This window comes from Ruegeria atlantica (assembly GCF_001458195.1).
Lineage (GTDB): Bacteria > Pseudomonadota > Alphaproteobacteria > Rhodobacterales > Rhodobacteraceae > Ruegeria > Ruegeria atlantica.
The window spans coordinates 245,081-259,623 of record NZ_CYPU01000039.1 but is presented as its reverse complement, the minus strand read 5'-3'; the positions used below and the strand labels follow the sequence as shown (position 1 = coordinate 259,623).

General features: G+C 50.3%; 12 protein-coding genes and 1 tRNA gene. 6 read left to right on the top strand and 7 right to left on the bottom strand.

The features are described from left to right. Positions 1-159: 159 nt before the first annotated feature. The 4 genes from RUA4292_RS11185 to RUA4292_RS11170 form a co-directional block, all read right to left on the bottom strand. On the bottom strand, positions 160-2,157 hold the full coding sequence (locus RUA4292_RS11185) for a hypothetical protein (protein ID WP_058277651.1): 1,998 nt from the start codon (positions 2,155-2,157) through the stop codon (positions 160-162). Continuing rightward, positions 2,154-3,098: a hypothetical protein gene (locus tag RUA4292_RS11180; protein WP_145974945.1), complete on the bottom strand. Its 945-nt coding sequence runs from the start codon at positions 3,096-3,098 to the stop codon at positions 2,154-2,156. The genes RUA4292_RS11185 and RUA4292_RS11180 overlap by 4 nt, the downstream gene beginning before the upstream one ends. Before the next feature lie 5 nt (positions 3,099-3,103). Next, on the bottom strand, positions 3,104-4,087 hold the full coding sequence (locus RUA4292_RS11175; protein ID WP_058277649.1) for a glycosyltransferase family 2 protein: 984 nt from the start codon (positions 4,085-4,087) through the stop codon (positions 3,104-3,106). A gap of 337 nt (positions 4,088-4,424) precedes the next feature. Further along, the gene (locus tag RUA4292_RS11170; RefSeq protein WP_058277648.1) at positions 4,425-5,129 is read right to left on the bottom strand and encodes an IS6 family transposase; all 705 of its coding nucleotides are present in this window, start codon (positions 5,127-5,129) and stop codon (positions 4,425-4,427) included. On the opposite strand from RUA4292_RS11170, the gene RUA4292_RS25310 reads away from it, so the two are divergent. Next, entirely contained in the window at positions 5,128-5,268 is a 141-nt protein-coding gene (locus tag RUA4292_RS25310; RefSeq protein ID WP_233493422.1) for a hypothetical protein, read from the top strand. The two genes, RUA4292_RS11170 and RUA4292_RS25310, sit on opposite strands and share 2 nt — an antisense overlap. A gap of 107 nt (positions 5,269-5,375) precedes the next feature. Here RUA4292_RS25310 and RUA4292_RS11165 read toward each other — a convergent pair whose 3' ends face one another. Continuing rightward, positions 5,376-6,317, bottom strand: a complete 942-nt coding sequence (locus tag RUA4292_RS11165) for a response regulator (RefSeq protein ID WP_058277647.1) — start codon at positions 6,315-6,317, stop codon at positions 5,376-5,378. A gap of 556 nt (positions 6,318-6,873) precedes the next feature. Between RUA4292_RS11165 and RUA4292_RS11160 the strand changes: the two genes are divergently transcribed. Then, the gene (locus RUA4292_RS11160; protein WP_233493421.1) at positions 6,874-7,614 is read left to right on the top strand and encodes an acyl-homoserine-lactone synthase; all 741 of its coding nucleotides are present in this window, start codon (positions 6,874-6,876) and stop codon (positions 7,612-7,614) included. A 402-nt stretch (positions 7,615-8,016) separates the two neighbouring features. Further along, positions 8,017-9,150 carry a response regulator gene (locus tag RUA4292_RS11155; RefSeq protein ID WP_058277646.1) on the top strand — a complete coding sequence of 378 codons (1,134 nt, stop codon included), beginning with the start codon at positions 8,017-8,019 and terminating at the stop codon, positions 9,148-9,150. A gap of 69 nt (positions 9,151-9,219) precedes the next feature. Here the strand turns inward: RUA4292_RS11155 and RUA4292_RS11150 are convergent, their stop codons facing one another. After that, entirely contained in the window at positions 9,220-10,470 is a 1,251-nt protein-coding gene (locus tag RUA4292_RS11150; RefSeq protein ID WP_233493420.1) for a cytochrome P450, read from the bottom strand. 384 nt (positions 10,471-10,854) lie between these two features. Between RUA4292_RS11150 and RUA4292_RS11145 the strand changes: the two genes are divergently transcribed. Both RUA4292_RS11145 and RUA4292_RS24780 read left to right on the top strand, forming a co-directional pair. Then, complete coding sequence (locus tag RUA4292_RS11145) at positions 10,855-12,288, top strand: sensor histidine kinase (protein ID WP_058278161.1); 1,434 nt, start codon at positions 10,855-10,857, stop codon at positions 12,286-12,288. 523 nt (positions 12,289-12,811) lie between these two features. After that, positions 12,812-13,159, top strand: a complete 348-nt coding sequence (locus tag RUA4292_RS24780; protein ID WP_233493419.1) for a hypothetical protein — start codon at positions 12,812-12,814, stop codon at positions 13,157-13,159. 478 nt (positions 13,160-13,637) lie between these two features. Here RUA4292_RS24780 and RUA4292_RS11140 read toward each other — a convergent pair. Continuing rightward, positions 13,638-13,724, bottom strand: a tRNA-Leu gene (locus RUA4292_RS11140). Positions 13,725-13,868: 144 nt separating this feature from the next. Here RUA4292_RS11140 and RUA4292_RS11135 point away from each other — a divergent pair. After that, entirely contained in the window at positions 13,869-14,528 is a 660-nt protein-coding gene (locus tag RUA4292_RS11135) for a DsbA family oxidoreductase (RefSeq protein WP_058277644.1), read from the top strand. Positions 14,529-14,543: the final 15 nt, after the last annotated feature.

Here is a 14,543-nt window from a genome sequence, read left to right as displayed (position 1 = left end):
TTATTCTTCCCTTGGCGCATACGTCACGCTGGATATAGAGCTGCAACCTAATTGCGTAGGTTCATACAACCAAGGACAATCCAGAAAAAGTGCAGGGATTTTTTTACCCGGTGTTACCGCGAAACACTTTGATCACGCGTGCGAAAAAGGCGTGCCGCATCAACGTTCCACGCGTTTCAATTGGTTTTGGAACCTCTTGTAGGATGGATATAGATTATGCGCTTTCTGCAAAAAGCGCCGTGCCTTCGCCTTGTTTCCTCGCCGAAGATATATTTGTCCGGCCATGCCTTGGATTGATGCAGTTGCAATGTCCAGCTCCGCAGCTCTAATAATTTGGGTTTCACCTTGCTCTGTTGCCCCTATTCGCTCCAGCAACCTGCCCATCGCAAAAATCAGAAACGGATTATCAGGATCGCATGCAAGCGCCTCTGCCATAGTAAGGCGCGCGCGCGAAGCATCACCCTCTGCTTCAAGTAACTCAGCTAGCCTTTTGTGATACAGAGGGTTTTCAGGCTGCTTTGAAGCAATGTCCCGTGAAATGTCGATCGCGTTCGCGCGGCCCAGGTCGCCTAGGTGCAATCTAAGTTGTGTCGAAAAACTGACAACCGAGAGATCTTCATCCATTATATCCTTTGGTCTTTTCAGACCCCACTCAAGTGTTCTTAGCCGCTTGGAACTGGTCAGCAACCTTCGTGCTTTCTGGTCTATGGCTAAGTCCGCCCAGTCCAACAAAAGTGCGTCGAAATTGCAAGGAAGCCGGGAAATCACTTTACGCTGTGCAATAAACGAATTGAAGCTATACCAGGGACGGCGCATAGATCTTTGCAACATCCAATCGGTCGGTGGAAGCAACCGCAAAGACAATTGATCCCGATACAATGCGCGAGAAGACAGGACAACCACATCGGGTCTGAGTGGCTTTGACCAGATGGCTTGGCAAAAGGATTGGGCTGCGCGCCATCTGTTGCCAAGCTGACCGAGAATAGCGCATCGCAAAGCGCAGAGCGCCGCCCAGTCTTCAGGCCAAACATTCGGGTCGGCCAGTGATTTTTCGGTCAAATCCAATGCCTCTCTCCAACGTTTTTGGTAGAACAAATTGAGGGCCTGAAGTCTGGGCAAAAAGGCGTTATCTGCACCAGATGCCAGTAACGGTTCCGCGATTTCGACGGCCTCGACTGAACGATCTTCAAACCGAAATGAGTGAAGGTGGAACAGAACTTTGGAATAAATATGGGCCGCTTCTGACGAGTTCAGGAATTTGTTAGGTCCTGATTTCAGCCGTTCAATCGCTTTGTCGTTAGCGGCGTTGCGTTCTTCATATGTTAGAGCTTCCCGAAATGTCATGTGCTGCTGACCAGACAATCTTGCGGCAGCCATTGAGAATGCAGAAACAGGCGGGGCTATAACTGAGTTGGCACGGGACATAGCGTACAATTCAAGAAAGTCGCGCTGCGCACGCGTCATTCCGGAAACATCCGAAATGTCCTGCATCTGCATCAGTCGTGGATACCGTTTTTGAAACCGGGAAATCAGTTCCGGCTGGTCCGAAAACATAATGGCCGCTTTATCGACATTCTTTGCAAGGTGTGCCTCATACAGTTCTTCAGGTTCGATCTTTGCGGGCCAGGTCGTGTGCTTCCACGGCAACCCATTCAGAATATCACCGCGGCGGATGTGATAGGCAGAAACACCCTGCCCTGATAGCCTGGCATCCGCGCAGTCCATAATTTCGCGTATTTCTTCCGTGAACCCGACCCCGTGAATGAAGTCGCGATACCTTGGCCGGATCGTCTCGACGTCCTCCCATGGGAAGGCCAGCACCTCGAAACCTTCCTCGACCAGCACCGACCGTCCGGCGTTGAGATGGGTAATCAGGCGGTCGGGCGAGGTGTCGCTCTGGAAGGACCAGATCGGCAAGGCATTCTGCGAAAGAGCTCCGAACTCCTTAGGAGTAAGGAAATGTTCATCCATCCAATCCTGCGCGAACAACTCTTGTGGGTGGTCAAGTTCGGGCGCGTCCGCGCCCTGCGGGAACCAATTCACCCGGTAGGTCGTGCCGAAATCTTCGGCCAGCCGGATGCAGGTCAGCATCATCAGCAACCGCGCGCCCATGCGGTCCTTGCGCTGACCGACAAACACGCCTTTGGCGGCGGTCACGAGGCGTCCCTTTCCTTCTCGGCCATGGCCTGCCGGCGCAGTCGGCGGAACCGCTGCCGGGCTTTTGCCGCCAAGTCAGGGTGCCGCTCGGCGCCGATGGCCTCAATCCCCCGAATATACATAGGCAGGCGACGTCGGGCGCGCATCATCTTGTAATACTCGACAGTATCCAGTGAGCCGTCCATCGCCCCCAGCATTACGGGCTTGAGGATATCCAGCTTGCGCAGCATGGGCGCCGCGAAATGGTTTGAAAACCAAGTCTTGAGCAACATCACGTTGTCGCCCTGCAGACGCTGGACCTGCTGCCGGTCCAGATCAAAGAATGGGTCGTAAAAGACGTAAGCCTTACCAGCTGTCTGAACAGTTTGAGCCGCATCGCTCATCGGCAGGTCCCAATCCTGTACACGGCCGAACCTATAGCGGGTTTCCCAAGGCACCAGCCGTTCATCCAGTGTTGTCTGAGGGTTGAACGCGATCACGTGCGCACCGGGTACATGCGCCGAAAAGGTCAATGCCCCAAAGCCGCCCATCGATGCGCCTGCGAAAACCACCTGATCGAACCGGTCAAAGAACCCCTCGGCGACCTTGTTTTCGAAATAGGAAATGATCTCGGGGTCGCGATACCATGCCTTGGTGCGCGCGAAGACGCCCATGTGGGACCACCCTTCGTCGCGAAAGAATTTCCAGCCCCACGGCTCGCGTGCGAAGGACTGGTCATTGGCGTTGGCGATATTGTCGAAGCTGACTACTAGACGCTTCGGGTAGCGCTGATGGAACAGGATCGAGTGGCGTTCCAGCTTTTGAAAGAAGCCAATGCCGTCGCCGCCGGGGTACAGCTCGACAAACCAAGGCGGAGCGGGATCCGTCAGGATACGCTCATACCCTGTCTTGCGATCAGGGTGTTCCGGTTTCAGCTGCTCTTTCGATAGGTCTTCGGCCATAATGATCAAATCAGGTTATCGGCGAGCCAGATGCGAAACTCCACCCATTCCGGGCGCATCTTGATTTCGGACACTTTGGCTCGGTGCCAGTAGCAGGCCTGCGCGTGCAATTCGTTCAACTCTTCATCCGCCTTCAGTTCGGCGAGCAGAGGTGCGGCGCGGCGTGCGGCGGGCAAGATGGATTGGTCGGACTCTTTGTTGGCATTCATGTCCTGCCAATAAGCTTGCCCCTGATCTACTTTGATGTGGTTTGTTCGACCCCGGTCGCGCTTGACAAGAAACCCATCCATGGACCGGACTGAATAGTGGTGGATGCGTCCCAAGGAATGGTCGAACCCGCGCCACGCCCGCCAACCGACCTTATCGGCTGGAAACAGCTTTCCGCCGGCATCTGACCATGCGATTTCTGGCGCTACCTCCTCGTCAAAGCCCTTTGGGCGGTGCGGACCAAACCGGGTGAACTTGCCATTATTTCGGAACAGCGTTTTCAGCCCAAAAGCGCGGCTTGAATGATAGGGGAACTCTTGATCCCCCATTGAGAATACCTCGGTCACCGGTCTGTCTTCGAAGCTGATATTTCCCGAGCTTCCAAACAGCTTCCACGCGAAAGATATCGCATCAACCGGTTGACCAGCCTTTTGCTCGACCTCTGCAATAAGGTCGTGAAATCCGTTGTCGCCGCAGCGGATATTCCAGAATTCATCTACATCCAGACACAGCAGCCAATCGGCCTCTTTGACCTTGGGCTGGCGGCGCGCACGGTGCATCATCTGGTGCTGGGGATTACCCCCCTCCTTCACTTCGTTGCTGACATGAGTGGCCAGGCCAAGCTCTTGCAACCTAGCAGAAATCTTGTCCGTTCCGTCATCACAGTCGTTGGTGAAAATCACAAAATGGTCCACGCCCAATGTTTTGTGGAACGCCACCCATTCCAGCATATACGGGCCTTCGTTCTTCATCGTAGTGAACACGGTGATGGACTGAGACATTTTACCCTTACCAAATAGTATTGCCCACTCATACACATCCCGATCCGTTTGGGCGAGACAGGAAATAGTGAAGTGGCCATTCCAGCGCAAACTGGTGCAACTCTACACGGCAAAGGCGCTGAAATTCGTTTGTTTCAGGAGTATTATGGTGCGGTCGTGATGTACCGATCACTGTGTACAGCCATCAACATGCTTCTACGGTTTTACTTAAATTAAAATAAAAAAGTACCATATGATCGCGTCAAAGAAGATTGCGGTAAATTCCTGTAGGCATAATGTTTGGTGGTGCTGCCAGACGAATTCTAACCAATCTCTACAAGGACAGAATGGCTGCCCCTTATGCCTCGCAGAGACCACGCCACTCATAGAGAGCAGCAGCACGGTTCATCTTGAAGTTGGATCTGGAGGAGAGGCTGCGTTCCGAATTGAATGGGTTGTAGATCGAGGCGTGGACTGCGGCCAATTTCTGTAAACTTCGCATGCGCCTAAAACGGAGCATGGCCCGTTCTCGTCGTCGGAAAGGCAAGTGTGAATTTTCTGCGCGGTTGTTCAGCCAGCGGCCTGTTTTCTGGCGATGGGCAGCGCCGATTTCTTTCATAGCAGCCCCGTACGACCTCAATCTGTCCGTCACGATCATTTCCGGTCGCCCATGCTTGCGCATTGCTTTTCTTAGGAATTTCAGCGCAGCCTTCTTGTCCCGCGTCTTCGTGACATAGCTTTCGAGCACCTCGCCTTCGTGGTCAACGGCACGCCAGAGGTAGTGCCGTTCACCGTTGATCCTCACAAAAACCTCATCCAGGTGCCAACGCCAATGGCTAGACTTCATGCCCGTGATGCGTCGCTTTCTTATTTCGGATGCGAACATCGGGCCGAACCGATGCCACCAGTATCGAACGGCTTCATGGCTCACAACAACTCCGCGTTCGTGCAGCAAATCTTCCACATTTCGAAGCGATAGCGGGAACCGAACATACAACATCACAGCCAAGCGGATGATCTCCGGGCTGGTCTTGAAGTATCGATACGGGGATTTCTTTTTCATGTCCGGACGCGAGATCGACGCCCTGCCCACCTCAAGCCGGTTTTGTCTGACAGTGCCAGCTGACGGGTTCTTTCTCCGAATTGTTGCCGCCGGGTGGGCGCTGAGATCGGTCAAAGTAGGCCAAAAGCACAAAGGTTGACCGTCTGCGCGGCTTTGCTTCAACCCGCAAAAGGAAGAACTACGGCGTGTCTACGTGCTCTTTCAGCCATTAGCCTGGTCTTAATCACCATCGATATATGCAGTTTTTCAACCGATACTCGCCGCTCGACCATCCGACATTTCAGCCATTTCGACGGCCTTGTCTATCAAGAACAACGCCTCCATCTTGGTTTTGGCTTTAAGCACAACTTCTTGGCTCACCTGGAAGCCAATTGGCCGGCCTGAAGTGCCATCACCGGAAATATCTTTCAATGCTTCCGGAAGCGTAGCACCCAACTGGTCCACACTCAAATTAATTTGAATGTCGTAGATCACCAAGAACACGCCGTTTCCCCAATAGGTCGCCACTTTACGCCCTTCCTGATTAGCTGACAGAACCGCTGTACCAGCTAAAGTCATGGCACTACGGAATTCACTGACCGTGCTCGTCATATAGATTTGTTCGGCGCCTGTGCATTTCACCGCCACAATTTTTGCAGCCATAGAGTGCATCGTTGAAAGCTGAACAACGTAGTTCTCAAATTCAGCTAACCCAATGAAACCGGGCAATTCTCCGAAACATTGCGGATCACTTAAGCGAACGTCCGGACTATTGTCAAAACACACCTCAAAATCCGCTTCAGCTTCGAGCACCTCGATTGCGGCTCGGCGTTCCGCTGCCATCCTATAGGCGTCGGACAACCTCTGCTTCAGATCAGAGAACTCAAAAGGCTTTGTAACGTAGTCCGTGGCCCCAACTCCGAATGCTTCGTCGATGTACTCTTTTTGTACCATGGCGGTCACCATGATAATGGGCGTGTAAGTGTGTTCTGGTAATTTTCGCACTTCTTCGCAAAGAGTAATGCCGTTCATTTGCGGCATCTGCACATCCAGTAGCAAGCAGTCGAAAGCCTCGTTAGGTCTCGACAGTATTTCAATGGCCTCCCGCCCACTTCTGGCGGTGACGACATCTTTGTAACCGAACGCGTCCAGAACTTTATCTAGCAACTCCAGGATGCTCGGATCGTCGTCTACAGCAAGTATACGCATAACTTTTCACCAACCTTTTGCACCTCACCAAACGTTGGGCATTGCAGACTTAAGGCAACGTTTGGCTGGCGCATAAAACACTCAGGGTTCATTCATCCTCTCGTACAAAGGCGGCAAAACCGTGACATAAGGCGGGCTTCCTTATGTCTGGGCATTTTTTTAATTTGCACAATATTTCGCGCGCGAGGGCACATGTTGAAAAGTAATTCCCTCCAGTTCTTTATGCCATTTTGACTTTGCTCCTATCAGCCGTCACGGCTGCCTCGAAACGTTATCGGAAAGCGACACGGCGCCTGAGCCATCGTGAATTCGAACGGAACACGCAAAAGAAGCTGTCTTTTTTCAAAATGTTGCCAGACACGAGGAAATAAGTGAAGCCAGCGGGAGAAAATAGTAGCCAAGAACTTTCTAAAGTTTTTGGTCAGTCAGCAAACTCAACCAAAGGGAGGGAGGAGATTTAGACACACCTTTCCATCTATTCGGGCAAATACCGCATAGGGTTGTGGACTTGCCGCGCTGAATCTTGCCATAAGTGTGTCAAAAATATGAGTAAAATATGGACCGACCACTCAAGTATAAGCAGACATACCCGCTCCCGGAGGGGTTTCCGGAACTGACACCTGCCAATGGTACTTCACGCGCACCAAATACTTTGGCGCGACTAGAAATTTTTGCTGTCAAAAGCAGTCCGCCAACGTCACGTGGTGACATTGGCAATATTCGCGCGACTACACTTAATTTTCGCAATATTTACGAGTATGGCACCCTACTGGCAAAATACCTTGAAACCAGAAAGTCAATTTTCATTGACCAGTTGAAGTGGCAAGTTGGTGAAGCTGACGGGATGGAATTCGACCAATACGACACGCCAGCCTGTCGATGGGTTGTGTTGCATGAATTCGGTGAAGTATTAGGAGGTGTGCGACTTCTGCCCACGACTGCAGAATGCGGCGTATATAGTTATATGCTGCGCGACGCGCAAAGAGGTATCCTTAAAGGAATACCATCTGACGTTCTATTTATTGACGCCCCGGTAAAGCACTCTGTTTGGGAAGCATCCCGTTTCTTCGTGGCAAAGGATGTTGCATCGTCACGCAGGCTGCTGGTTCAACAGGAGTTGTTTCACCAGATGACTACTGTCGCGATGGAAGGTGGTGCAACCAGCATACTGGGCATCGTCCCCTCAGTCTGGGCACGGTGGTCACGGCGACTGAACATCAATGCCTCGCCTGTCGGCGCAAAGTTTTCCATCGATGGCACCGTCAGTCAGTCGGTTTTGTTCAACATCCACAAGTAAATGGAACAACTCAGCCACTAGAGCGTCTTTTGTAGTATTGGATGCGCGACGCAGATTTCATGGAAACTATGAATGATTTTCAGACTAGTGGGAAACCGCGGCTTTTCTGCATGTTAGTGGGGCTTCCAGAATTGATTCTTGGACTTCCAACCATTGTTCAATTCCGTAGTTTTGCGATCGTAGACTGCTCTTAGACACGAACAAATTGCCAAAAAAAATCATTAAGAGAATGCGACGGTAGTTCACAACAATAACAGGCAACTCGTCGCTGAGGCCGTTGGCGCCAAATAAAGGTCAAGAAAAAACCCCTTTCTACGTCGATTACCTCCATTTTTGCCGCTGTTTCGACCCACTTGCCTCATAGGGTTAACCCGTTATTAGGATATCGGCGGTTCACCAGTTATGAGACATTCCACATTCGGAAGTGATCGGTTCCAAAAAAAGTTGGGGCTTAGAGCACAAAGAAAGACCGCGCTTACTGTATTGGCGGTTGATGATGATCCTGACATTCTGAAATTGCTCCAATCCGCACTTCCTGAACTCGAAAACTGCAAAGTGGTTGCCGCCAGTTCAGCTGATGAAGCACTTCGGCAGATAGAAGCAGCGGAATCCCCGTTCGACTGTCTGCTTGTTGACATTCAGATGCCCGGAACCACTGGGATTGAATTGCTTTCACAAATCCGAAACTTGCCGGACAATCTTGAAACCCCTGTCATAATGTTAACTGCTCTAGATGACAGGCAGAACATAGAGAGGGCATTTTTAGAAGGCGCGTTTGACTATATAACTAAGCCCTTCGACTTCTTTGAATTGCGTAGCCGTATGAACGCCGCCCATCTTCTTATGATGGAGAGAAAGAAAACCCAATCCTCTTCAGCGTCGATAGAAAATCTTCGTTGTGAACTGGATTTTAATCAGAAATTCAGTTTTGAAGACCCCCTGTCCATCGACGAGCAGGAACAATGCTTGGGGTATGTCGAGTTCGACAACTATGTGGAGCAGCTTTCACGGGGGCGCCGATTTGATTCCTGGGTAACAGCAATCAAATTTCGGGATGCGGAGTACCATTTTGATCTGAGGGAATTTGGTGATTTTCGGCGCGCTGTTTCCGACATTGGATTTTGCATTCAAAAGACAACACAGGCAGCCGGAGGAATCTATTCCTATCGAGGGAGCGGCGTTTTTCTCGTTATTACACATGGACGGGAACGTACCCAGAATATTCCAACCGAAGCTTTTCTAAACCAAGAACTAAGGACCGTTCTCAGAAACCGTTGCGCCTCTGTCCACCTTAAAGCGGTGAAGAGTACACCGGTATCGCTTCGTTCATTTACAAAGGTTGGAGCATTCGCATCTTTGGACATGGCTGTCAAAATAGTGAATTTTCGTGAGACCAATCTCAGAAAGGGCCTGATTACAACCTGCCCCACGTTTTCAGAGCATACGCGACATCGCAAAGGAATGGTCAACAATAGATTGTTTGATACAGTCCTGCGTGAACTGTACGGCGATGACACTTACCTCACTCGCCGGTAGCAAGCTTTGCCGTCTTTAGCAAATGCTGACCTCTACCAGTGGTCAAGCACTAGAGTTTAGATATTCACTTTAGTTGCGAACCCGTTTGGCATTGAGGATGAGTGGGCCACTGGTACGCATGGTGAACGTCAAAACTGGTTCCGGCATTTCTGATTCAGTAATCGAAAAATTTATTCTACGGAGCACCGAAGCCATAAGTACCATGATCTCAGTTTCAGCATACTGAGCGCCAATGCAGATTCTGGGACCATCTCCGAATGGAATGTACTGACCTCGAGGCAGCGTAGCTCCCAGGAACCGTTCCGGCCGATAGTGGGTAGGAGCATCCCATAATTTTTCATTTCTGTGTAAAGAGTAAACTGGGAAGAACAACGCGTCGCCATTTTCAATCTTAATCCCTTTAATATCAAGGTCCGCAGTTGCGTCTCTGGCAAAAAACGCGGCGGAAGGGAAAAGCCGCAATGTCTCTTTAACATGCGCGCGCAAGAGTGGCATTGCCTCCAAGTCCGAAAATTCCACTAAGCCTTTTGGGCGAACAGATCGAATTTCTTGTCTAACCCTAGCTTGCATGTCTTGGTGCAATGCCAGCAGATAATATCCCCAGGCCAAAGCGTTAGCGGAAGTTTCATGACCAGCAACGACAAATGTCAAAAGGTTATCAACGGTCGTCGCTTCATCCTCGAAATCGGTTTTTAACGCCTCAATCATAAAATCGAGGAAGTCCAATGGCTCGCTGCGGCCTTCGGCGCGACGCTGATCTATGACCTGTCTGGCGAGGCTCCGCATATTAGTAACCGGGGCCATGCTGCGTAGCCAATTTTTGCGCGGCAACCACTTTGGCAAACCCATTAAATCGAAAAGGGACAGATCAGAAATGTATTCGAAATACTTGATCAGCCCCACTCGTACCTGCTCTGAACTGACTTCCTTGTTACCTGAAAAAATCACTCTAGAAATATTTGTCAAAGTTGATGCAGGCGCAATTTGTGCAATATCTACGGGGCCTTCGTGTTCCGCCAATGAGTCTGCAATCTCGACACCAGTCTCTGCAAAAAGCCGGGCCAGAACCGGGAGATTTCTGGCCGCGAACAATGGAGAATACCTTTGCCTCTGCTGACGCCATTTATCCCCTTCTGAGAGAATCAACCCGTTGCCTACTGCTGATCCAATAATGTCTTTAGTGAACTTGGCTTTCGGAAACGAACGCCCCTGGCCGACGAGTAATTCGGTAATCATTTCAGGATCGCAGATATAGTGTATGTTCAAAGGCCCACGAACATACGTTTCACGCAGAGTTTCGGCCGGGATGACTTCAAACATGTTTCGGCCAGCGGACCTTGCAAACTGAAGCAGTGTCACCGGCTTTGTCGCAAGCCTAGCCGAAACAGGAGCGACAGTACCCTGCCTCAACTTCGTAAATTCAACTGCAGTCAAACCCCAACCCTTTTAGAACTATTCCTTCTTTCGGACACATTAAGGTGAAAAAATTCCCACTTAGCAACGAGATCCTCAATTTTGGGCACCCTGCTCTTGCAATTGCGCAAAAAATTTGCGGTATCCCATACCAAAAACTTGCGTGAATCGCCCAACAATCGCGATAAGATTCAAAGGATTGACGCCAAACTGTGAACCCAATTTGGACCAACTAAGTCCTCATTGTGCCGGTATTGGTACTTGCAAAGCGCGAAAAACGAAGACATTTGGATGACAGCCATCGACGCCAATCTGCGGGACCGGGACTCCGGTGAAACGGAAAACCGGCTTCTGCAGAACATCATAGATTATACTGCCATGAGCTTTGCGCTTCTGTGGCAGCGGCAGGCTATTTATCTGGCCACGACCATTTTAACTGCATTCTTCTTCGACCCTCTAAACGCCCTGCTGTTCTACGGGACAATCCTCGTTTGCGAAGTGCAAGATTTAATGTTGGCCAAACGCGTACCGCGCTTAAAGCCAAACCAGCACAAAGCAATAGGTATGATGGTTGTTTGGATTCTGTTGAACACGATCCTGAGCTCAGCCGCAATCTGCCTATATGCTGTTTCAGTTGCTTTCGCACAACCCGCCGGTGGTCACTTTACGCCAATGTTCTTCTTGTTTGCTGCGGCGTTGTTTGCAGCAATGAACAACCATCAGTTTCTGTGGGCGATGATTGTCCGATTGGCCATGTATGGCGTTTCGTTCATGTTGATTGTCGTCAAAGACATCTGGATCGAACGCCCCGAGCTTTCATCTGAACTCTGGCTGCACTTCTTCACCGTTATCTTTGTAATGTATTTTCTGATCGACTGTTCGATAGTGTTTCTGAAGCTCTACCGCAGGAATTTGGAACAACTCGAAAAACTCAAAGCAGAACACGAAAGAACAAAAGCGGCTTACATTGCGAAAACTCAGTTCATATCGACAGTCAGCCATGAGCTGCGTACGCCTCTTACATCGATCAAGGGGTCACTTGACCTAATCAACACTGGCGCTTTGGGTGAAGTTCCAGATTCAATGCAAAGCCTCATACATTTAGCACGCAAAAACAGCGAACGGCTCGCGTCACTTATCAATGATGTGCTGGACATACAAAAAATGGAGGCCGGTGAAATGAACTATCGTGAAGGAACTATTGATATAAATACGCTAGTTCAGGAAGCGATTTCCGTTAACACTGGGTACACCAGTGCTCACAACGTAGAAATTGTGGAGGACATAAGGGGAAACGAAGATCTGTTCGTTAAAGGTGATGCTTCCCGCCTTCTTCAGGTGTTGGCCAACATGATCTCCAACGCAGCCAAATTTTCCCTTGATGGAGGCGAGATTACCGTCGGATGCGAAAAAGTCGATGGGAAGATTCGTCTCTTCGTCAAAGACCACGGCATCGGGATACCCGAGGGATGTCAGGACAAAGTCTTCGATCGCTTTTCCCAGATCGACTCTTCCGATGAACGTCATGCAGGCGGTACAGGGCTCGGGATGCACATTTCAAAGGAAATTGTGGAGCATTTTGGAGGAGATATAGACTATAGAAGCAAACTTGGTGAAGGCACAGAGTTTTTTATTATGCTTCCCGCGATAAACGGGCATGAAGTAGGTTCCGCCGGAGACGAGCACACCTCACTACACTGCGCCATGCAATCCAAGCAACTTTAGTCGAATCCCACTGAGCAGGTTCGATGGCACATCACCATGCTGTTTCGAAGGAATCCCACGGCTTCCGAGCGGATTTTCCACAAAAAGTTAACCCTAAAATTACATGACCTCATTTCAAACTCGAAACCGCCTGTGACAAAAAGAGGGAGCCTGCATATTGTCAATGCAACTCCTTAAAAAAATGCTGCTCCGCTCATATGATCGGAACAGCACACTCGTTACCAAGTACATTTCCGAAGATGCAGTAGATTCACAACTTTCGGCAATTAGGCCTCCTACTTGCAGGACGCGATTTTACAACGATCATCTTAAGGGATGAACTATCCAAGCACCGAGATTTTCTCGTATTTTGTTCGTTTCACTCTTTCTAAATGATGGAAACTGGAAACAAAGAAGCCAATGATCGCCGAACTGTCAACGTTTTTAGCTTCTTCATCGATTCGGCGCACTCTTTTTGAAATAATTCACTCAAGCTTTGCCGCCCAACTCTGATTGCATGGTCGTGATAGTTCTTAAGCCCGTATTGGATGGCAATCTCAATATTCGAGGCAAATCAGCCACCACATTTGCGGCAGCGCGTGAATCGGAAATTCGGTATTTCGGTGGAACAAGAATTGTAGGAAACGGTCAACAAAAGATGTTTGATTGGCCAACTATTGCTTACAAACATGCATTCAGGCGGCAACAGGGTAAGTTGTGTAATGAATGGCTATGCCACCCGCCTTCCAACGCACATGGGCCAACTGACAAGCGGATACGTGACCCTCTTGGAGCTTGGGATGGCAGCGGTCCGGAAGGTGAAAGAGGTTTGCGGAAAGCCATGTTGTCAAATTTTTACGAAAACGCGTTCAAGCAATGTGTTTTGAGGTAGCCTCGTGATCAAAATCTGTTGACCTATTGTATGCTTCGAGTGCTTTTGCATTTTGAGTAATTCGAACAACAGAAAAACTTGCTGCCAGATTTGCGGTTTGTGCGTGTCACCATCCGTGATCCACATCTTGAGCAATTAGCCAATAGTGAACCTTGTTGCCCGGATAGTAACTTTACATGCTTCACGTAATCTCGACGGGTCTTGCAGCTTGTTTCGTTGGCGCGCTCATACAGCCTGTTGGCCAACAGTGGAACTTCATCCTCGACAAACAGTAAGTGGTGGAAGCCATTTATGTACTTGATCAGTTGTCAGGCACTCAACACGATGATCGGAGGCATGAGCGTGCGCGTGCAGAACAAAAGAAAGCGACTACGTTGCCCTGATGACCCAATCACAAGCCGTAAGGTGGGCCAAAAGGCGATCCAAGATCGTTCACGTCACCAAAATAAATTGAAATTACAAAATTAGATGAATTATTTGGTGCGGTCGAGAAGACTCGAACTTCCACGGGTGTTACCCCACAGCGACCTCAACGCTGCGCGTCTACCAATTCCGCCACGACCGCACTGCCAATGACTTGGTAGAGGGGCGTATAGACGGTGGTGAGCTGGATGTGAAGAGGCAAAAAACACGCCAATTTGAATTCCGAGGTGCCATCCTTATCTGTACTGCAGACAGAGTTTACTTCCCCCTTCCCCGGAGCCCGCCAATGACCGCGCAAGATCCCCGCCCAATTGTCCAGATTGATATCGTCTCAGACATTGTGTGCCCCTGGTGCATCGTGGGGTTTCGCCAGCTGGACCTGGCTTTGAAAGAACAAAACGTGCTGGCTAATCTCAGATGGCATCCTTTTGAGCTGAACCCCAATATGCCGCCAGAGGGCCAGAACCTGCGCGAACATATTATGGAGAAGTATGGCTCTACGGTTAAGCAGAGCCAGCAGGCTCGCGATCGGCTGACCCAGATCGGCGCCGAGCTTGGCTTTACGTTCAACTTCAATGACGACAGCAGGATGGTGAATACTTTTGCAGCACATCAACTGCTGAACTGGGCCGAAACGCAAGGCCGCCAGCATCCGTTGAAGATGGCCCTGTTCGAGGCTTACTTTACCAATCAACAGGACGTATCCCAATCCGAGGTCCTGCTTGATGCGGCCCAAGTGGCGGGTCTGGACCGGGACGCTGCCCATGCGGCTCTGACTTCGGGCGATCACAGTGCGCCGGTTCGCCAAAAGCAGCAGTTCTGGACCAGCCGTGGTGTTTCAGGTGTCCCGTCAATGGTGTTTGAGGGCAAGTACCTGGTGACCGGTGCGCAAGGGGCCGAAACCTATTCTGACCTGCTGCAACGGTGCCTGACCGAAGCTGCGTGACCTCTTTTCTTCGCC